Origin of the sequence: Parabacteroides hominis, assembly GCF_014287585.1 — a bacterium.
Lineage (GTDB): Bacteria > Bacteroidota > Bacteroidia > Bacteroidales > Tannerellaceae > Parabacteroides > Parabacteroides hominis.
On sequence record NZ_JACOOJ010000019.1, the window covers coordinates 44,341 to 66,059 of the forward strand.

A 21,719-nucleotide genomic window follows, 5' to 3' on the forward strand; every position below is an offset into this window, starting at 1 on the left:
GGATGCATGCTTTTCGAGAAAGGGGTACGCCCTCTTTTTACAAGGCCCCCGTTATTCCAAGAAAAATAGTTTCTACTTTTTCCCGTGAGCATTTTAATTGTACAAATCGGCATTTTAAGCCCAAGACAGAACAACATGCGAAAAAGTGTTAGTTAACGGCCGTTTTATTCTACCACCATCCTGATCTTATCAATAATTTTAGGCTCGACAAAGGAGACAATCAAACATTGTTAAACTTAAAATTAGCATTATATGAAAAAGATCATTGAATCATTTCGGCAAGTTGGCATCATACTTGCTTTTTTGTTGAGCACGACTATTATGTTTGCTCAACAGAAAGTGACAGGAGTCGTAAAAAGCGCATACAATGAACCGCTAATCGGTGTAAATGTAGTTGTAAAAGGAAGTACGCAAGGTACTGTCACAGATTTGGAGGGTCGTTATTCCATCGATGCACCCGACAGTAAATCGATATTAGAATTTACCTACATCGGTTTCGTACCACAGCAGGTCGCCGTAGGAAGCAAATCGACCATTGACATTACGCTTATAGAAGATTCCAAAGCTCTTGAAGAGGTCGTCGTCGTAGGTTACGGTACGGTTAAGAAAAGCGACTTGACTGGCGCCGTATCATCGATCAAATCGGAAGAATTGCAAAAGTTGCCGATGACCTCCTTAGACCAGGGTATCCAGGGAAGAGCTGCCGGTGTGCAGGTCACCAATACATCCGGTGCTCCGGGAGGCCAGGTCTCCATCCGTGTACGAGGCGGAAATTCTCTTTCCAGCAGTAACGAGCCCTTATATGTAATCGACGGATTCCCCGTCGGGGCAGGAGCGATGGCAGAAGGGAACCAGAACGGTGCAATCGCCAACAACGGAATGGTAACGATCAATCCGAATGATATCGAATCCATTGAAATATTGAAAGATGCGTCATCCGCTGCCATCTATGGTTCCCGTGGAGCAAACGGAGTCGTCCTGATCACCACCAAACGAGGGAAAACAGGAAAAACCAAAGTAACGTATGACGGTTATTTCGGAGTCCAGAACATTGCCAATAAAATGGAGATGATGAATGGCGAAGAATTTGCCACCATGTCTAATATTGCAGCCGAAAACGGAGGCGTTGCTCCTATTTACGGAGGAGCAAACGAGAAATGGAAAGAACCCTCTTACTACCGGAATAACAGTACGGATTGGCAAGACTTGATTTTCCGTACAGCTCTCATGCACAATCACCAGATAAGCCTGAGTGGAGGATCCGAAAACAATCAATATGCCGTCACCGGAAACTTCTTCGATCAGGACGGTATTGTGATCAACTCAGATCTGAAACGTGCATCCCTGAGAGCCAATGTCGATTCTAAAATCTCGAACTGGATCAACGTACAGACATCGCTGACTGCGAGCCGGACCTTTTCGAATGTGGCCTTTTCCGAGGGTGATGGTGCACAAGGGGGTGGTGTGATCAACGGAGCGTTAGCAATCCCTTCCACCATGTACGTCTATAACGAAGACGGGACATTTTCGACCATGAACCAGACTCCTTACGGAGTAACAACAGGCAACCCTTATGCCTTGGCAGAACTGGCAAAAGACAAGTCGACTATCAATCGTGTCATCGCAAATGTCAACATCAAATTTAATCTGAATAAACTCACGGACGGACTTGCACTCGAAATACGCGGAGGTACCGACTATTCAAATGCTTTTCGTGACTCTTATCTTCCTTCTACTGTATTTCAGGGAGAGAGTGATAACGGCATCGCGACCAAAGGCTGGAACAGACGTTCGGTTTATCTGAACGAGAACTTGTTAACCTATCAGAAAAAATTTGGACAGCACTCCATCAACGCAGTTGCCGGCCTGACTATCCAGTATGACGAAGAAACAAAGGGAAAGACGATCGTTTCCGGCTTTGTTAACGATGTCTTGGAAGATAACAGCATGGGTTCGGCAAGCACGACCAAAGGAACCCCGACCTCGTCCAGATGGTCTTCCCAGATGGCATCCTGGCTGGGACGTATCAACTACAACTATGCAGACCGGTATTTATTGACTTTGACTGGACGCGCCGACGGCTCCTCCAAATTCGGAGTCAATAACAAATGGGGATTCTTCCCGTCGGCAGCTTTGGCCTGGCGCGTTACGGAAGAAGCATTCATGGAAGAGGCAGACTGGCTCAGCAACCTGAAATTACGTGCAAGTTACGGTTTAACCGGTAACCAGGGATTCGGAAGTTACTCTTCCGTCGCCAGTTTGTCGCAATATTCTTACAATCTGGGCGGTGATAAGGCAACCGGATTCGCACCAAATAAGATTCCGAATTCAAACTTGAAATGGGAAACCACCTCGAACTTAGACCTTGGTGTAGATTTCGGCTTTATGAACAACCGGTTGAATTTCAATGTCGACTATTATTATAAAAAGACGAAGGACCTTCTTTGGAACGTATCAATCCCTCTTTCTTCCGGATTCGGTTCCATCTTCAGCAACCACGGGACACTTCGTAACTGGGGTATCGAAGCCAGTGTCAGCTATGACCTGATCACCAGTAATAAACCGGGTGCTTTCACCTGGAATACCACACTTATGTATTCCATGAACCGGAACAAGGTTTTGAGTATGCCGGACGTAACACCGGGCAGACCGGACGGATACCTCTCCGGACACCTGAGAGTAGAGGGTAGCTGGCTGGAAGAAAATTATCCGGTAGGTATATGGAAATACTATGTTTATGACGGTGTCTTTGAGAACCAGGAAATGATGGATGCCACTATCGTCAATGCTAATGGTGAAACAGTTGCCAAACATCCGAAAGCATTAACGACCGACGGTTTAGGCTCTCCTAAATTCAAGGATCTGAACCAAGATGGCAAAATCGACCGTGAAGACTGGGCGGTTATCGGAGATCCGAATCCCGATTTCATTTTCAGTTGGACAAACAACTTCACCTACAAGAATTTCGATTTAAGTATCTTCATTAACGGAAGCATTGGAAACGACATCATGAACCTCGGACGCGGAGAGTATGCAATGGTATCTCCATTTGCTTCACAACGCAGGGATATGCTGAACTACTGGACTCCGACCAACACACAAACGGATATTCCAGCCCCACGCCTTGCACCGCATGCCTATCTGCCGTTGTCATCTTACATGATTGAAGACGGCTCATATGTCCGCTTGAAAAATATCGTACTGGGATATCGTTTCCCGATCCGGAAATACATCGAATCATTAAGGCTTTATGTAAGTGCCCAGAACCTGTTCACAATAACCGGTTATTCGGGCTTTGATCCGGAAGTGAACAGTAAGGGACAAAATAACCGTCAGTTAGGCGTGGACTACAATGCCTATCCGACAAGTAAAGTCTTTACAATGGGAGTAAACATCGCTTTTTAAATAACTCATAAATCAGATTTGTTATGAAATCAATCTATAAAATCATATTTTCCAGCCTTATTTTAATGGGGCTAATGACTTCCTGTTTTGATAAATTCCTGGAAGAAGACGTATACGATTTCCTTTCTCCAAACAACTTCTATAAAACGGAAGCTGATGCGGAAGCCGCCGTAAATGCCATATACAGCCGGCTCGTATCTTCTGAAGATAATGATATCTCGTTCCACCGGGCCGCATTAATGATCGGAGAATATCCGGCTGAATGTTCATCCGCTCAAACCTCGACCGTGCCTTACCGACTCGCATTCGAGTTCTATACCTGGACTCCTAATACGGACGGTATAGAATTAGTCTGGAAATTTTTCTATCAGGTCGTTTTCCGTACGAATGTAGCGATAGAAAACATTCCGAGTATCAGCGGTGATCCGGCCAAAATCAAACGTCTGGAAGGAGAAGCGCGATTCATGAGAGGGCTTGCTTATCTCTATCTCATACGCCTGTTCGATAATGTGCCGCTTACTACCGCATCCGAACAGGATAATCAGAATCTTCCGAATATGGGGACAAGCGATGCCGTATTCAAACAAATCATCGAAGATTTAACTTTTGCAGAATCCGCATTGCCGGATTCATATACCGGAAAAGACGTAGGACGCGCCACCAAAGGAGCCGCTCAGGCATTCCTGGCCAAAACATATCTGACAATGGCCGGATATCCTTGGAACAAGACAGAAAATTATGCTTTGGCAGCTACAAAATGCGAAGATATCATCAAATCGGGAAGCTACGACCTGGCTTCCAACTATGCCATGAATTTCAAAGAAGCCGGAGAGCACAACAAAGAATACATCTTCGATGCCGAATTCCAGCAGAATCTGAACGGATCGAATTGGGTAAATATGTCCAGCATACGTGACCAGAACGTTTGCGGTATGGCCGGCTGGTCCTCATTCGGAGGGACGATGAACTTCTATGAAGATATGTTGAAGAATAATCCGGGCGACAAACGTCTTGCCACCAACATCATCCTATCCTTCATCGACACAAAAACAGGAGAGGAAAAAGTATGGGGAAAAGACTTTGACGTAAACAGAGGATTGGTACATACCTGGAAATATATCGATCCGGAAGAGACAGGTGTCGGCGATCAAAACTCCAACCTGAACTACCATTTCACCCGCTACGCAGACGTGTTGCTGATGCACTCCGAAGCGGTCAATAACGCTGCCGGATTCAGCGGTTCCTATGACAAATACTACGGTATCAACCGGGTAAGGGAACGTGCAGGTCTTGCAGGTCTTTCCAATTTAGACAAAGACGCATTCAATAAAGCGCTTATCTGGGAGCGGGTCGTGGAATTATGCTACGAAGGGCATCTTTGGTATGATTATAAACGTATGAATTGCATGGAAGAGCGCGTTGCCCGTAAAGGAGTCGATATCGGAACAAGCAAAAAATACTATGTATATCCGATTCCGGTTAACGAATTAAGCAGAAATCCGAATCTGGAGCAACATCCGCTATGGAAATAAGAAAATAACATCATTTGCCGGTTAGCCTGGTGTTAACCGGCAAAATTATCCAGCAATTAAAAGAAAAACAGAAATGGAAGATTTCAGCAGAAGAGATTTTATCAAAGGGGTAGTCGGTGCGGGAATTTCATTAATCACGGCAGACAGCCTGGCTTCTGTATCGATGGATATGGCAAGGATAAAGAACCCTTATGATGCCAAAGGATTGCCGACGACGGAACTGGGAAAAACAGGTGTTATCATTCCCAAAATGGTTTTGGGATTGGGAAGCCGGTTCTGCCATATCGACGAAGACGAAGAAGCATACGAGATGCTAAACTATGCTCTCGACAACGGTTTCTATTATTGGGATACAGCGCATGCCTACGATAATACCATTGCAGTTCCTCCGGGAAAGAAAAAATCTCCCCGGCATATTATCAGTGAAGTGCGTGTAGGAGAAGTTGTCAAATACAGGCGAAAAGAGATATTCCTTTCAACCAAAGTGACAGCCCGCGAACCGGCAGAATCCATGAAAGAAATTGAACTGAGTTTGAAACGGCTCAATACGGACAAACTGGACATGCTGAAAATACATGACGTTCAATCTATCGAGGATGTTAACCAAATGAGCCGTAAAGGACATTTAATCGACATTCTCCATCGGTTAAAGGAGGAAGGCATCACCCGTTTTATCGGGTTTTCCGGACATGGGGATGCACAAGCTTTGAAAGAATTGGCAAACAGGGGAGATTTCGACAGCATGCTCGTCGCCATGAACCATTGGAATCCTAAGCAACCTTCACCTCGCCAGGAAGTAGCTGTTCCCGCCGGTAAGAAAAATAAAATGGGCGTGCTCATCATGAAGGCTGTACGTCCCAAGGAGACGATCCCTGGACTGCACGCTCCCGATCTCGTCAAATATGCCCTTTCGCTAAAAGGGCCGGATGCCGTCGTAATCGGCATGGACAGTAAGGCTGTAGTAAATTCCAACCTGGAAATCCTTCGCAATTTCAAGAAATTGTCGCCGGAACGGATGAAAGAACTGGCCGTACAGCTCGAACCGTTCTATCGTCATGAGAATCTTCCCTGGATGCAGGATAATTATATAGACGGCATGTGGAAAACAATGTCCGTATAATCAATTAAGTTAATGCCATGAGAAAATTCTTTATATCTATCTTCATTCTCTGCTTCGGTTTATTTTCAACCGACGTGTTGTCCGCTTCCTCCTTAAACGCAAAGGAAGACCGGCAAACAAGCCCGTATACAGGGTATACAAGAGCACACTGGCTGGAAATAAACGAACAGCTGATAGCCGGAGCTTTAAACTATGTAAATCCGGAAACCGGCATATTCAGTTTGCCCGAATCCACCGGTGCTTACCGGGAACTTGAAGATTTCAGAAACGAGAACCAGGCAAGAATCATGGAGCGCATCATGGTTGGTGTCGTCATTTACACGACGGCAACAGGCAAAGATGAAGTTCCGGGATACAAAGGTTCCATCACAAAACCTTTTATAAACGCCATTACAAGGGGGACGGATCCCAAAAGCGAAGGGTATTGGGGAGATCCCGATCCAAACGACCAGATAGGCGTATCATTCGCATTAGGTATATACGCCTGTCCGGAACGTTTCTGGAATCCGCTCACGAACGAACAGAAGAAGAACCTGATCAACTTCTTTCAAAAACAATCATTCAACACGACCTATCATAACAACCACTATTTCTTCCACTTATTTGCAACCGGCCTTATCGAAAAATACGGGAACGGAATCGACTCCAACCGGGCGCATCATACCCAAATGATGGAAAGGCTTTTAGGATGGTACAGGGGAGACGGCTGGTTCATAGACGGCAACAACCGGGGATTCGATTATTATAACTTTTGGGGATTCCAGCTATTCAATCAGATGGTTTATCAATACGACCCCGTCTGGAAAGAGCAATTCGGGAAAAGGATACAAGAGATATCCTCGCGTCTTCTGGAAACCGTACCTTACCAATATGCCCGTAACGGAGGGCATATTCCCTGGGGCAGGTCACTGACATACCGGTTTGCCAGTAATGCGGCCATCGGATGGGCTATGATAAACGGGAACAGCACGCTGTCGCCGGGAGCAGCCAGACGGATTCTGTCTGGTGATTTAAAATACTTCTGGGAAAACGGATGCATGGGAGAAAACGGACTGTTGAATATCGGCTATTTAGGCAAGAACCAAAGCCTTGCTGAAAACTATATTGTCCCCGGTGATCCTTATTTTGCCATGCATGGCCTGTGTTGCCTGCTACTTCCGGAAAACCACCCGTTCTGGACGGCAAAAGAAGAACCGATGCCGGCAGATATAGCCGGAGGAAAAGTCGCCGTCGAAGGAGCACAGTTTTCCCTCAACGTAAGCCCTGTTGACGGAGACGCCCGTCTATATCCGGCAGGACAACCTTTCGACAGAACGATCTGGCAAAGTCCGATCAAATATAACCAACATGCCTATTCGGCCACAATCGGCTTTTGCTTGACAGGAGAAGGAGGAGAAGATATAGGGGCCGGACGAACCGGATATTCCTATGACGGAAAACAGTGGATGTACAGGTTACGCAGCCGGGCGTTATTTATAAAACCGGATCATATCGCAAGCGTATATCATCTGCAATCCTCCGGAAAAGAGGATCGCACACCGGAATTCCAGAAAGACGAACTGATTACCCATACACTGATCGGAAACGACGGGGAGGTTCACGTATTTTGGCATAATTATCCCGATCCGTTATACTTATCGGTCGGAGGGTATGGAATCAGTATTCCTCACAACGGCACGTTACAGGAAACCCCATCCGGGCAAAGGCTCTGTATTCAGGGCGGAGATTATTACTCAACCATACAGGCCGTTTTCACACCCGAAGGCAATCTGTATTCCACTTTGCTCACGCCCCGTAAGGGATGGGAACATACACATCTTTTCGGAGGGTTAGGAGCTTATTGTTCCTGGCAAAGCAAAGCAGGCGTACCACCTCACACTCCGGTTGTCGTATATGTAAACGGGACAAAAGGCCGTGTTCCGGCAAATGTAAAAATCAACGTAACACGAACATACAACGGATTAGTTATTACCTTTGAAGGGAAACAATATCAAATCAAAATAATCGACTGACATGACGTACAAAAGAATATTTACAATCCTTTTCACCGGATTGATTTCCATATGCTCGCTCATAGCCCAGGAAACAAAACGCCCTGCCGTATGGGGAATTGCCAAAATGACATTCCTCGTGAGTGATATGGAAATGGCACGGGAGTATTACGGACGTTTCCTGGGGTTTGACGAAGCCTTTTCCTATCCGTCTCCTTCAGGAACAGTCGTGTCGTTCAAGATAAACGACCGCCAGTTCTTAGAATTTATCGTCGACAAACAGGCGAAAGAGAAGAAACGCCTCGTTTCCGTATCGCTGGAAACGGAGTCGGTACGGGATATGTTGCTCTACTTGCAGGCGCAAGGAGTGAAAGTCTCTCCATGTATCACGGACGGGGCAGGAAACGAAGTCATTGTCACGCAAGATGCAGCCGGAAACAATGTCGAATTTATCGATCTGAAAGCAGACGGGCTGCACCGGAAATCAAAAGGAAAATTCTTGTCTGAAAACAGAATATCCAAACGGATGCACCATGCAGGCTTATACGCCGAAAAGATCGACGAACAGGACCCTTTCTGGGTAAAGATACTGAAGTGCAAAGAAATCGTCAGATATCCGCTGGACAAAACCCAACCCGGCGTTATCCAATACCTGGGTCTGGGCGACTGTACCGAGAATATCGAACACTATTCACCCTGTGATGAGAATTTCAGCCATCCATGTTTCCTGGTCGAGGATATGCAGGAAACGATCTATACCTTAAAAGAGAGGAGAAACGGACAAACCGTAAACCGTCCCTCCATCGGTAAAACAAAGCGTTGGTTGCTGAATCTCCAAACCCCGGATAAGACAAGAGTTGAATTTACAGAGGCCTATTGCATAAAATAGAACCGGGCAAAACAGATACGGACTGTTGCTACACCAAAGCCAGTTTACGGATATCCGTATCCCAACGTGGTTCCGAATAAATCAGGCCGACAGCTTCGGCGGGGGTAGAGGCGACCACCCAAAGCCCTGCATGTTGCGGGCGCATGAAATGCTCGTCGACGGCTCTTCGGAACATCTCCAAAAGGGGATCGAAGTAGCCGTTTATGTTCAGGATGACAATCGGGTTGAGATACAAGCCTAATTGTTTCCAGGTGATGACTTCCAGCAACTCTTCGAGAGTGCCGCATCCGCCCGGAAGGGCGATCACGGCATCCGAGAGGTCGGCCATCCGTTGTTTGCGTTCGTGCATACTGTCGACTTCGACCAGATCGGTAAGCCCCTTGTGACACCAATCCTGTTCGACCATAAAACGGGGAATCACGCCAGTTACGGTTCCACCGGCAGCCAGCGTAGCATCCGACACGGCGCACATCAGGCCGGAATTGCCGGCCCCGTTGATCACCCGCAGGTTCCGTTCACCCAGTAAGCGGCCCAGTTCGGCAGCCGCCTCCTGATAAGCAGGGGCGACTTGCGTGCTGGATGCACAATACACACAAACAGAAGCGATCTTATTTCTTTCTTTTTCCATTACTCTTTTTTCTTATTTATATCGTATCCGAACAAGGCGAAATCACCTAAGCAGGGATCATCCGGGAAGATATGCGACAAGGCTTCGGTTATCTCAAGCGCCGTTTTCAGGGTTGCGGTTCGTTGCTGCGTCAAGCCGAGTTCCAATGAAATCTGGTGGACATGCGTGTCCAGCGGGATAATCAGTTGGCGGGGATGAAAGGCGGTCTGCCAAATCCCGAAATCGACGATTCCATCGGTCCGGATCATCCAGCGAAGGAACATGGCCAGGCGTTTACAGGCAGAAGTGCCGTTCATCACCGGAATGCCGTTTATGCCGGAAAAGAGATCCTGCAACTTAAGGACCGGATTCGGGTAGGGGCTTGCAGCCAATGCGTCTTCCAGCGAATCATACCGCTCATATATCTCTTTCAACCGGTCACAGAGGGCACGCAGGTCCGAATGCGTATAAAAGCGATAAAACGTATCACGTTTGCCGGCCGGGACCTCCGAAACCAGTTCCCGATACCGTCCGGACAATATCCACTCGTAAGGGCTTCCACCCATCCGGCTATGCAACCAGTCCGCCTTGCGGAGGATCAGCTCCCGGCGTCCATAGGAGAACCAGGAAGTGATAAAAGCAGATATTTCGATATCCCGCTTCTCCGTAAACCGATGGGGGAACTGAACCGGGTCATCGGGGATAAAAGACTTCACATTATAGGTTCCGGCCCATTCCTTCAATTTCGCTTTCAGTTGCTTGTCCATCCCTTACTTCATCTTTAAGAAATACTGGCGCCGGTCTTCAGGATAATGCTCGATGGCATAGCGGAGAGCCGTACGCGGAAGCTGTGTCGCATAACGTTCCAGAAAGCCGGTGAGGGTATCCCGGTCTCTTTTGCCCACTTCGCGAAGCATCCAGCCTACGGCTTTATGCATCAAGTCATGTTTATGCGTCATCAACCGTTCGGCCAAAACTAATGTATCGGTAAAATCCGAACGGCGGATAAAAGCCCAGGTACAGACGATCGAAATCCGCTGTTCCCAGAGGTTATCGCTGGCAGCCAGTTCATACAGGACGGAACGGTCCCGGTCCACCAAATATTCGCCGACAATATCCCGGCAGGATAAATCCACCAAATCCCAATTATTGCAGCGGCGGGTATTCTTCAAATAGAAACGATACATCTTTTCCCGTTCAGCTTCAGTCGTCTTCTTATCCTGGAAGCGATAGACCAGAACCAAGAGGGCGCAAAGGCGTGCCTCATGCCAAGGACTATCCAACAGGCGCTGCAATTCATCGAGGGGCATCGCTTTGTTGGCCTTGGCTATGCTGCGGGTTTGCGGGACGACGACTCCTAAAAAGCGGTCGCCTTCGCCATATTGCCCCGGTCCGGTCTTGAAAAACCGGCTCAGATGGGCGGCTTTTTCGGGTGAACCGACCGATTGCAGTTCACTCAGCACAAACTCCGCCGTCATGGACGCAGCACCCGTGACACAGGACGGTCGCCTTCCAGGAATCCGATTACATTGTTGCAAACCGTACGCGCCATGATAATACGCGTTTCCAGCGTCTGCGTCCCGATATGGGGCGTCAGGACGACATTTTCCATTTCCAGCAACTCCGGCGAGGGATAATCGCCGAACTCGAATACATCCAGGCCGGCGCCATGAATCGTCCCGTCTTTTAAAGCCTGCACCAAAGCCTTTTCATCGACCAAAGGACCGCGGCCGGTGTTGATCAGGACGGCTGTCGGTTTCATCAGTTTCAGTTCGGCTTCACCGATGATATGGTAGGTTTCCGGTGTATAAGGGGCATTCAGGGAAACGAAATCGGATTGGGAGAGGAGTTCCTCCTTGGAAACGTATGTCACGTTCAGCTTTGTCTCTTCTTCGACATACAGTTGGCGACGGTTGTGATAGAGGACCTCCATACCACAGGCATTCGCACGTTTGGCAAGGGCTTTCCCGATACGTCCCATACCGATAATACCTAACGTCTTCCCGGTCACGTTAATGCCTAAATTCTCTAAGACGCCGATTTTCATATCCTGTTTTTCCATACGCAGTTTCCGGTCGCATTCGGTAATGCGGCGTGCCACGTCGAGCATCAATCCAAGCGCGAGATTAGCGGTAGGAGCTGTCACCGGATCAGGAGTATTCGCCACCGTAATTCCTTTTTCAAGGCAGTAAGCGACGTCGATATTATTGTAGCCGACGGCATAATTGGCAACCATTTTCAGGTTAGGAGCATGGTCTATCAATTCCTTATTCACAGGAAAATCGAACATCGAGCACAATACATCGTACTCCGGTATCATCTCTAAAACTTCTTCGTACGTGAAGTCCCTTCCTTCCGGAAAAGTAACTTCATACTTGCTTTCCAGCTCGGTAAAACCTTCGCGGAACATGTCGTAAGTGACTAATATCTTTGTCATAACTATTCTTTTTATTCAACTTTAACAATCATCTATCCGTCTGCTGAAGCAGACGGCAAAAGAGAGCCTGAGGCACGAGGCGCAGCTCTATCTGTTAGCTCACCCATAAATCATCATTTATCCGCTTACAGTTAAATTATTATACATTTTAATACTTCGCAAAAATACAAAATTATCTGTTACTTTCGGGTTGATTCGAAAGTGTATGGTCACGGATAAACCGCACGGCTAAGGGGAAGCCTGCTGCACACATGCTGCCGTGGTCGAAACCGCCTAATTCGTAAAGCGTCACATCGGGATGGCCGAGCAGTTTGAAGAGGCGGTAGAAATAGGCTGACTCTTCGTAGCGGCCATACAATTCTTTTTCACGGTCGCCGGAAAGGATCAGGATAGGGGCGCAGTCCGGACGGACGTGATACAAGGGAGCCGTCTCGTCGATTGTCGGCTGCAAAGGTTTCAATCCTCGCTGGTTGCGGGTTTCGAAATGAGTGATTACCTGACCGCTGAAAGGGATGATCCCGGCGAGCTTGTCGGCATCTTTCCCGTAACGCGCCAACTGCTTCTTATCCAGCCCGACCATATCGACCAGATAGCCGCCGGCGGAATGGCCGGCAATATAGATAGAGGCGGTGTCGCCTCCGTATTTTCCGATATTATCGAATACCCAGACAACGGCGGCTGCGGCATCGTCCACGATCTCCATTGTTTTCACATGCGGTGACAAGCGGTATTCAACGCCTACGACTACCATGCCATCCGTCAATAATTGCGAAGGGATTTCCCGGCTGCCACCGGTCAATCCGCCGCCATGAAACCAAACTACGACCGGAACATTATTGACTCCCGGCTGGTAAGCGATATCCAGCCGGCACATTTTAGAAGCATATTCATCACCTGTATTTCCACGGTACGGGACATTACGCTCGTAGGTATAATCGGCCGCAATAGCCATTACAGTAAACCAGAAAAGCAGAAAGGTTAACCCGATTTTATTCGTCATATTATACACTAAATTTGAATTGATTAAACACAAAGAACTATCCTCCAAATGTAATTAGCTTTTTGGAACTAAGCAAACAATCTGCCATTTCCCGTCTTCTTTTTCCTGCGGAACCCGATTATTTCCTATTTTTGTAATCTAATAACGAGTATCTTATTACCTGTCAACAACTACTATGGTTCTAAATTATATCTGGATCGCCTTCTTTCTGATCGCCTTCGTGGTGGCACTTTGCAAATTAGCCATCAGCGGAGACACGGAAGTTTTTACCAACATCATCAACGCCTCTTTTGCCTCGGCAAAGACAGGGTTCGAGATATCCCTCGGACTGACGGGAGTCTTAGCTCTCTGGCTCGGCATCATGAAAATCGGGGAAAAAGGGGGCGTGATACAGGCGTTTGCCCGGTTGACGGCGCCCGTGTTCAGCAAGCTCTTTCCGGGAATACCGAAAGACCATCCGGCAACGGGTTCCATCTTCATGTGCATTTCGGCCAACTTGTTAGGCTTGGACAATGCAGCTACGCCGATGGGACTGAAAGCCATGAAAGAGTTGCAGGAGCTGAACACGCAGAAGGATTCCGCCAGCGATCCGATGATCATGTTCCTTTGCATCAACGCTTCGGGGCTGACGCTGATCCCGGTCTCCATCATGACCTACCGGGCACAGATGGGATCGGCAAACCCTGCCGATGTCTTCCTGCCCCTCATGCTCGCGACCTTCTCTTCTACCCTGGTCGCCATATTGGCAGTCTGCTTCAAACAACGGATCAACATCCTGCAACGGAACCTGCTGCTTTTCTTCGGCGGTATGATCGCGTTCATCGGCGGTCTGGCGTTGCTTTTCGGGATGATGAGCCAGCAGTCGGTCTCCCTCTACTCTACCCTGTTTGCCAACATTTTGCTTTTCTCCATCATCTGCGGATTCATCATCAGCGGAATCCGCAAGAAAATCAACGTATACGACACCTTTATCGAAGGAGCGAAAGAAGGTTTCCAGACCGCCGTGACAATCATCCCCTACCTCATCGCCGTATTGGTCGCCATTGCTGTTTTCCGGGCTTCGGGAGCAATGGATTTCCTGATCGACGGCATCCGCATGGGAGTCGCGGCAGCAGGACTGGACACGCAGTTTGTGGAAGGTCTGCCTACCATGTTGATGAAACCGCTTAGCGGTAGCGGGGCGCGGGGCATGATGTTGGACGCGATGAACACCTACGGCGCGGACTCGTTCATAGGCCGCCTCTGCTCCATCGTGCAGGGATCGAGCGACACGACTTTCTACGTCGTCGCCCTTTATTTCGGCAGTGTCGGAATCCGTAACACCTACTATACGATCCCCTGTTCACTGCTGGCCGATTTAGCCGGGGCGATTGCGGCGGTAGCTATGACGTATCTGTTTTTTACCTAATATCAAAATGACACTGCCACCCCATGTAAATCGGATTAGTAGTGCATCTATTTGGAATCAGTATAGCGGGTAATTATTTTTAACATATCATTCGGTAAGATAAAATAGAAAAAGAATAACAATATGGCAATAGCATTCTACGCGGAAGACACCAAGCTTCCGGCAATCAAAAAGAGAGCGGTCGGCAACTGGGTGAAAGAGGTTGCCGCCACATACGGAAAGAAAGTCGGCGATATCAGCTACATCTTCTGTTCCGATGAGAAGATACTGGAAGTAAACCGCCAGTACCTTCAACATGATTATTATACGGATATCATCACGTTCGATTATACCAGCGGCGACAAGATATCGGGAGACCTGTTTATCAGCCTCGATACGGTGAAGACTAATTCCGAAGCCTTCAACACCTCCTACAACGAGGAACTCCACCGTACCATCATCCACGGCATCCTCCACCTATGCGGCATCAACGATAAAGGGCCTGGGGAACGCGAGATCATGGAGGCCAACGAGAACAAAGCACTGGCGATATTGCCGGAGGAATGCCGGGAAAGTTAACTTTCCCGGATTATTCCACAATCACCAACACCGGATTGGCATCTTCGGCCAGTGTATCGAAAAACGGAGGTCTCTCTGCATCCGGATGTTTTTCCAACCATTTGTCGATATCTTCAATGGTCATCACTCCTATCAGTTGCCCTTTGCTGTTGGTACGCACCGGATAGAACGGCGCAAATCCGGCAAGGTCGTCCTGGAAACCTTTTTCTATCTCTCCCATGATAGTTGTCCCGGTCTTTTTGTCATATAGCCCCACATAGCCTTTGTTATCCTCTCCCAACCAGCCTTTACTTACGGCAAACACTATTTTGTCCTTAGTTTCTGTCACATCTGTTACAAAAGCATGATTAGATGTGATTTCTGTTTTTCCAGTTTCTTCAACCGGATAGTGCCATTTACCGGTATCGAACACATAGGTAACCGAGGGACCTTCTGCGCTTATACCATAAATGGAATCGTTGAACGCCTGATGGAAACGGACAGACCCGCCGGCCTGCCACATCTGATCCGAACCTTTTACTTCCACCACGTGTCCCATATCTTCACGCCTTCCTTTAAGTTTATGGAATGTCAGCCCACTATAAGGCATCAAACTTGGAGACTCGTATATGGACGCATCGAAATACCGCGTAGGAGTGTATGTCGTGACAGGCTTTCCCGATCCTGCAACAGCCATAGAATCTATCAGATTTCCTTCCAGGTTCATGCGTAGGAAAGAAATGTATCGTCCACCATCCGGGCTACTTCCCGACAGTACCGTTGACATCACCGTGTCTTCAATCAATGGAAAAGAAGTGAGCATGCGGTTCATTTTTATCGAACCGAGAAAACGGTTGTCCATACTATATTTCACAATGCCTTTTGGCTTGAAGAAATAGAGCACATCGCTCCCGGCCTCGTCCAAGACCGGGACACAGGACCCGTATGCTTCCGGATCTTGTCCCGGATGCCCCACGGTAGTTATATATTTCCCTGTATTCAAGTCAAATGTCATACATTTCTGGCTGTTGCCACGCTCCATATTGCTTATAATGGCATATTTATCGGTCACCAAAAGATTCCAACGATTGGCAACTAAGACACTGTCGTTGGTTTCTAAAGGGATGAACCTTATTTTGTTTCCCAATTGCGACACTTTCAACTCTTGAAGGTTCTCCATAGCATCAACGACATTTATAGTACCCCGGTCAAATGTCCGGTTTGCACCGGAACATGATATGAGTAAAAAGCCGGTCAGCCAAACGGCACATTGTTTTATTCCTCTCATTTTGTAATAATCTAACTGTTTATATGTTTATTTACACTCGGAAGCTCCAATTCAATTTCGAAAGTAAAAGCGTCCAGTTTACCACCGATCTTTTCAATAATTCAATTCTTTGTTATTTTTGACGCACCGGTTTCCGAGAAGTTACAGATAGGGGAATCTTTTTTTCAAACATCGACCGGGTTTCACCGGTGAAACTTTCCGGAGCAACTATGAATAAAAGCGGATGGCGGTTATACTAAAACCCTTCTCTCAGCCGTTTATTCAGATATAGATATCAAATATATTATTATGAATACATCGATTGTAATAAATTATCTCAAAAAGTTCTTTCATTCTCTTCCTGAAGTATGGTATATTGCGCTTTTTGCAATCTGGGCGCACAGCAATATCCATATTTTGTTCAATGGAGGCAATTGGCATTCGGGAAATATGTTCATGACTTTGTTTTGTATAGCCATTATCGCTTTACTGATCATGCAGCTTCTAAAAAGGAATGTCTGGAGCCGCTTCCTGTTGGGGATGCTGTTTACTTTCGGTTCGTTACTCATGTTTTTTGCATTGCTATCCGAATATTCGGAATTTCCACTCGGAACGGAAGCCGGTGCGATCCAACTGCTCGTTGTCGGCTCTCTACTTATAGGTATTTCCTTTCTGTTAGGCGGAAAGATGCTGCTGAACGGGTTGCATAATATGTGTGCCTGATAAAAGTTTGTACACGCTCCGGTGAAAACAGAGATTGCCGGAGCAATACTCCCAAAACCGATTACTCGCTATCACTACCACAAATACTCATACCAAACGACCATCTACTCATTTGCCGGATATCTCCCGGTATTATCACATAGATTTGAATTTATAACTCTATTATCAACTTAATCCTGGAAACAGGCAAATAAGGGATTGGTAACAATAATAAATTATCCGGCATGAAAGGCACAACTATTTTCTTTCTATCTATTCTGTTAATAACGACAGGTTGCAAAAGACAGGATCAAACGGCAGACGACCGGGTCACGGTAGATGTCACTAAAAATTCTTTTCCCAAAAAAGAACTGGTTCTTCAAGATTTCATGGATGTGGAATATATTCCGCTGGAAACAAATGATGAGTTTGTTAATCAAGGGTTTGTACAGGATGTAGGTAAAGAATTCATATTAGTAAAAAACTATAAGGATAACGGTGATATTTTTGTGTATGACCGGACCGGAAAAGCCATTCGTAAGATAAATCGTAAAGGGCAAGGGGGAGAAGAATACATCTCTTGTAGAAGTGTTACATTGGATGAAGAAAACAATGAAATGTTTATAAACGATTTCTTGGCAAGAAAAATAAAGGTTTATGACTTGGAGGGAAATTTTAAACGAAGTATCAAACAGAAACAAGATGGTGATACCCAGTTTTATTTGGATATATTTAATTATGATAAAGAGAATCTGATTTGTTACGATGAATGCAATCAAGAGATACCATTCCTACTCGTATCGAAGCAAGACGGAAACATAACCAAAGAGATTAGAACTCCATTTAAAGAGAAGAAGCTATTTCTTCAACTTTTAAGACATGAAGGAGGAACAAGAGCTGCCGGACCGGGTGAATACAGTAGAATAATCCCATTTAATGGCAATTGGATTCTATTAGAACCCTCGTCAGATACGATCTACACATTAATGCCCGATTACAATTTGCGGCCGTTTATCTTGCGAACACCTCCTGTCCACACTATGAATCCGGAATCTTTCTTGGTTTTAAAGTTGGTTTCCAATCGTTATTATTTCATGGAAAGCATAAAGAATGTATATGATTTCAGTAAAGAAGAAGGCTTTCCGAGAACGTACTTTGTGTACGATACACAGGAAAAGGATTTTTTCAGGTACATCATATACAATGGCGATTATTCTTACAAAAAAGAATTTTATATGTCTATGCTGACCCCTATCAATTCCAAAGGCGAATTATGGGCTACTCTAAATGCTTTCGAACTCTGCAGGGACTATAAAAAAGGGAAGTTGAAAGGCAAACTAAAAGAAGTCGCTGCAACATTGGAGGAGGATGACAATCGGGTGGTTATGTTGGTGAAGTCTAAAAAGTAAAAAAATATTGACAGTATTGGAACACAATTTCATTCATATGTCCATGCCTAACGGTACATTAACCGAATGTCCGGGATTGGTGTATATCATCCGTTTTCAGCAAATCTTTGTCATGTGAAAGAATAATAGAGTAAATAAAATGATATGAAGATGAAAATATTAATTTTTTTAGAAATAATCATCCTGTTTGTGATGGCAGGATGTGGAGGTAATTCATCGACTGATGGTTTTATAACAGTAGATGTAACGAAAAGTTATTCCTCCAAAAAAGAACTGGTTCTTCAAGACTTCATGGATGTGGAATATATTCCGCTGGAAACAAATGATGAGTTTGTTAATCAAGGGTGTGTGGAGGCGGTTGGTGAAAAATACATAATCGTAACAAACTATGTGAGTGACGGTAATATTTTTGTGTATGATCGGAGCGGAAAAGCTATCCGTAAGATAAACCGCAAAGGGCAAGGAGGGGAAGAATATACATCGTGTAGAAGTATTACATTGGATGAAGAAAATGAAGAACTGTTTGTAAACGATAACTATGCAAAAAAAATAAGAGTTTATGATTTGGAAGGAAATTTCAAACGAAGTCTTAATCAAAAGAGTGAGAAAAATTCGTTTTATTTGGATATGTTTGACTATGACAAGGAAAACTTGATTTGTTATGATAAGTTTAATTATGAAATACCGTTCTTGCTTGTGTCGAAGCAAGATGGAAGTATAACGAAAGAAATTGAAATTCCATTTAAAGAGAAGAAATTATTTCATATAGTTTTAAGACAACCTGATGGAGTAGTGACAGCATCTGCAGGGCCTGGGCCGTATAATAGTATAATTCCTTTTGGGAGTAATTGGCTTCTATTTGAGGCCTCTTCAGATACGATTTACACATTAATGCCTGATTGCAGTTTGCATCCGTTTATTGTACGAACACCGCCTATTCACACCATGGATCCGGAAGTTTATCCGGTTTTAAGGTTGGTTTCCGATCGCTATTATTTTATGGAAAGTGTAACAAATGTATATGATTTTAGTAAACAAGAAGGATTCCCGAAAACATACTTTGTGTACGATACACAGGGAAAGAAATTTTTTAACTATATCATATACAATGGCGATTATTCTTATAAAAAAGAATTCTATATGTCTATGCTGACCCCTATCAATTCCAAAGGCGAATTATGGGCTACTCTAAATGCTTTCGAACTCTGCAAGGACTATAAAAAAGGAAAGTTGAAAGGCAAACTAAAGGAAGTCGCTGCAACATTGGATGAGGATGACAATCGGGTAGTTATGTTGGTAAAACACAAAAAGTAACCCTTAGGATATATTAAAATCAGGGCAATCTTATACCGCAGGCTTGTCTGTTAGCTCACCTGTAAATCATCATTTACAGGTTCAAATCTTCTTAGATTATCCTCTAAATACCCCCTGGTTGTTTTATTTAATTAGGGTTCACACTGTTCGGGAAACTCTGTAGATCAGCACGTTACTGTGAACCCTGTGAATGCAAGATAAAAAAAGGCGGGATCGATCGATAGGATTGGCTGATCGTAAACCGGTTTCACAGCCTTCACAACAAATCACTGGCCATTAGCCTTTTACCGCCGTGAACCCTGTTTTTTAGTTTTGTCATATAAGGGATCTGATTGGTTCCTGTCCCGTAAAATATAGGTTATAGGCTAAAAAATACAGCCTTTAGCCTGTCAGGGAAAAGCCTATAGGGTAGCAGGAAAAAGGTAGGCATCTATCCGGCAACCGATACCGACCTTTTCGGAAAGCGACAGGCATCTATAAGAACAACTTCACAGACTCATATTCTGGAAGATTTGAAACATAAATAATGATTTATGGGTGAGCAAACAGACAAGGCAGCATCTTGTGCCGCAGGCTCTCTTTTGCCGTCTGCTTCAGCAGACGGATAGATGATTAATACAATAGATGAAAGGGACTGAAGTCCACAGAGGAAGAGGCTTTGCCTCTAAATCTTTTAAACCGTCTGCTGAAGCAGACGGCAAAAGAGAGCCTACAGCCACGAGACAAACCTCGATGCGGTCACCCTATACTAAAATCGTTTTCCTACCGTTTATCAAATATAGGCATCTATTATTTCCTAAAGATAAATCTCCAAATATGAAAAGTATAAATGTCCTCTTGCCTATGCTCTTCCTTCTAATGGCAGGATGCGTAGAAAACAAACATTCAACAAATGATCTGATCACGGTAGATGTCACGGCAAAATATCCCTATAAAGAACTGATTCTGCAAGACTTTATGGATGTTGAATATATCCCGTTAGAGACAACGGACGAATTTCTTTGTCAAGGTAATATATGGGCGGTAGGCAAGAATGTCATAGTCGCGACCAACTTTAATTTTAGCGGGGATATTTTCCTCTTTGACCGGAAAGGGAGAGCTTTGAAAAAGATTAACCGAAAAGGACAAGGTAATGAAGAATATGCATTATTCAATAGAATCGTATTAGATGAAGAAAAGGAAGAAATATTTGTCAACGATATTTCTAAGAAAATACTTGTATATGACCTGGAAGGTAATTTCAAACGGAAAATCTCATGGAAAGGAGATTTGCTACCTTTTGAAATGTATAATTTTGACCAGGAAAACCTAATCTGTCGCGATCATTTTCATAACAATACCGGGCAATCATTTTTACTTCTATCCAAACAAGACGGTCGCATTACAAAAGAAATTCAAATACCATTTGAAAAGAAAAAGTCGATTGTCGTTTGGTCTCAAGATAGGAAAATGACCTATCACCCACAAACATCTCATCCCATAATGCCTTATTTTAACGATTATGTATTAACAGAATATTCAGCCGATACGTTGTATAGCTATTCACCAGACCATGCTTTGAAACCATTCATTGCAAGGGTCCCATCCTGCCAATCCATGAATCCTGAAGTCTTTCTTATACCGAGTTTGCTCACGGATCGATACTTTTTTATGGAAGCGCTTGAAAAAACAATTGAATTCTCGTCTATTGATCTATTATATGACAAGCAGGAAAAAGCTTTATTCAGATATAGAGCCTATAACTCTGATTACGTAAATAAGAAAGAAGCCTTCTTAAAATCAAAACCTTTAAACGGCAAAATCCCATCCTGCCAATTTTTAGAAGCATCGGATCTTATCCGGGATTATAAAGGGGGAAAGCTAAAAGACAAATTGAAAGAAGTGGCTGCTACATTGGAAGAAGATGACAATCCGGTGATTATGTTGATTAAACATCGAATGAGATGACAAATCTCCTGCCTTATTGTAAAAACGATCGAAAACACCCCAAACAGTAGCCGGATGAACCGTGCCGTGGGATAGTATTTCTTTGTATTCTGCTACAGTTTTCATAACTCCATCCTTTTTTACAAAGTCAGAAATAAAATCAACAATATGCAAC

The 21,719-nt window shown here is 45.1% G+C and carries 17 protein-coding genes; 11 read left to right on the forward strand and 6 right to left on the reverse strand.

Annotated elements, in window-relative coordinates:
• The first annotated feature begins 252 nt into the window (after window positions 1-252).
• From H8S65_RS11550 to H8S65_RS11570, 5 genes are all read left to right on the forward strand, one after another.
• The gene (locus H8S65_RS11550) at window positions 253-3,405 is read left to right on the forward strand and encodes a SusC/RagA family TonB-linked outer membrane protein (protein WP_186930127.1); all 3,153 of its coding nucleotides are present in this window, start codon (window positions 253-255) and stop codon (window positions 3,403-3,405) included.
• Window positions 3,406-3,428: 23 nt separating this feature from the next.
• Complete coding sequence (locus tag H8S65_RS11555; RefSeq protein WP_186930128.1) at window positions 3,429-4,937, forward strand: RagB/SusD family nutrient uptake outer membrane protein; 1,509 nt, start codon at window positions 3,429-3,431, stop codon at window positions 4,935-4,937.
• Window positions 4,938-5,010: 73 nt separating this feature from the next.
• Window positions 5,011-6,057, forward strand: a complete 1,047-nt coding sequence (locus H8S65_RS11560; protein WP_186930129.1) for an aldo/keto reductase — start codon at window positions 5,011-5,013, stop codon at window positions 6,055-6,057.
• A 17-nt stretch (window positions 6,058-6,074) separates the two neighbouring features.
• Window positions 6,075-8,069: a DUF2264 domain-containing protein gene (locus H8S65_RS11565; protein WP_186930130.1), complete on the forward strand. Its 1,995-nt coding sequence runs from the start codon at window positions 6,075-6,077 to the stop codon at window positions 8,067-8,069.
• Between the two features lies 1 nt (window position 8,070).
• Window positions 8,071-8,937, forward strand: a complete 867-nt coding sequence (locus H8S65_RS11570) for a VOC family protein (RefSeq protein ID WP_186930131.1) — start codon at window positions 8,071-8,073, stop codon at window positions 8,935-8,937.
• Between the two features lie 28 nt (window positions 8,938-8,965).
• Here H8S65_RS11570 and H8S65_RS11575 read toward each other — a convergent pair whose 3' ends face one another.
• The 5 genes from H8S65_RS11575 to H8S65_RS11595 all read right to left on the reverse strand — a co-directional run bounded on the left by H8S65_RS11575 (window position 8,966) and on the right by H8S65_RS11595 (window position 12,981).
• On the reverse strand, window positions 8,966-9,565 hold the full coding sequence (locus H8S65_RS11575; RefSeq protein ID WP_186930132.1) for an LOG family protein: 600 nt from the start codon (window positions 9,563-9,565) through the stop codon (window positions 8,966-8,968).
• Window positions 9,565-10,311, reverse strand: a complete 747-nt coding sequence (locus H8S65_RS11580; protein ID WP_186930133.1) for a TIGR02757 family protein — start codon at window positions 10,309-10,311, stop codon at window positions 9,565-9,567. The genes H8S65_RS11575 and H8S65_RS11580 overlap by 1 nt, the downstream gene beginning before the upstream one ends.
• Before the next feature lie 3 nt (window positions 10,312-10,314).
• Complete coding sequence (locus H8S65_RS11585) at window positions 10,315-11,022, reverse strand: DNA alkylation repair protein (protein WP_186930134.1); 708 nt, start codon at window positions 11,020-11,022, stop codon at window positions 10,315-10,317.
• Window positions 11,019-11,981, reverse strand: coding sequence for a 2-hydroxyacid dehydrogenase family protein (locus H8S65_RS11590; protein ID WP_186930135.1), 963 nt, complete (start codon window positions 11,979-11,981; stop codon window positions 11,019-11,021). Before H8S65_RS11590 ends, H8S65_RS11585 begins: the two co-directional genes overlap by 4 nt.
• A 172-nt stretch (window positions 11,982-12,153) precedes the next feature.
• Window positions 12,154-12,981: an alpha/beta hydrolase gene (locus H8S65_RS11595; protein WP_186930136.1), complete on the reverse strand. Its 828-nt coding sequence runs from the start codon at window positions 12,979-12,981 to the stop codon at window positions 12,154-12,156.
• Between the two features lie 175 nt (window positions 12,982-13,156).
• Here H8S65_RS11595 and H8S65_RS11600 point away from each other — a divergent pair, with 175 nt between their 5' ends.
• Both H8S65_RS11600 and ybeY read left to right on the forward strand, forming a co-directional pair.
• Window positions 13,157-14,389, forward strand: coding sequence for a nucleoside recognition domain-containing protein (locus H8S65_RS11600; RefSeq protein ID WP_186930137.1), 1,233 nt, complete (start codon window positions 13,157-13,159; stop codon window positions 14,387-14,389).
• A 123-nt stretch (window positions 14,390-14,512) separates the two neighbouring features.
• Window positions 14,513-14,947 carry an rRNA maturation RNase YbeY gene (gene ybeY / locus H8S65_RS11605; RefSeq protein ID WP_186930138.1) on the forward strand — a complete coding sequence of 145 codons (435 nt, stop codon included), beginning with the start codon at window positions 14,513-14,515 and terminating at the stop codon, window positions 14,945-14,947.
• A gap of 10 nt (window positions 14,948-14,957) precedes the next feature.
• Here the strand turns inward: ybeY and H8S65_RS11610 are convergent, their stop codons facing one another.
• The gene (locus H8S65_RS11610; protein WP_186930139.1) at window positions 14,958-16,214 is read right to left on the reverse strand and encodes a DUF4934 domain-containing protein; all 1,257 of its coding nucleotides are present in this window, start codon (window positions 16,212-16,214) and stop codon (window positions 14,958-14,960) included.
• Between the two features lie 288 nt (window positions 16,215-16,502).
• Here H8S65_RS11610 and H8S65_RS11615 point away from each other — a divergent pair, with 288 nt between their 5' ends.
• From H8S65_RS11615 to H8S65_RS11630, 4 genes are all read left to right on the forward strand, one after another.
• Window positions 16,503-16,916, forward strand: coding sequence for a hypothetical protein (locus tag H8S65_RS11615; protein ID WP_186930140.1), 414 nt, complete (start codon window positions 16,503-16,505; stop codon window positions 16,914-16,916).
• 224 nt (window positions 16,917-17,140) lie between these two features.
• Window positions 17,141-18,304, forward strand: a complete 1,164-nt coding sequence (locus H8S65_RS11620) for a DUF4934 domain-containing protein (protein WP_186930141.1) — start codon at window positions 17,141-17,143, stop codon at window positions 18,302-18,304.
• Window positions 18,305-18,454: 150 nt separating this feature from the next.
• Complete coding sequence (locus H8S65_RS11625) at window positions 18,455-19,618, forward strand: DUF4934 domain-containing protein (protein ID WP_186930142.1); 1,164 nt, start codon at window positions 18,455-18,457, stop codon at window positions 19,616-19,618.
• Between the two features lie 816 nt (window positions 19,619-20,434).
• On the forward strand, window positions 20,435-21,565 hold the full coding sequence (locus tag H8S65_RS11630; RefSeq protein ID WP_186930163.1) for a DUF4934 domain-containing protein: 1,131 nt from the start codon (window positions 20,435-20,437) through the stop codon (window positions 21,563-21,565).
• Window positions 21,566-21,719 lie beyond the last annotated feature (154 nt).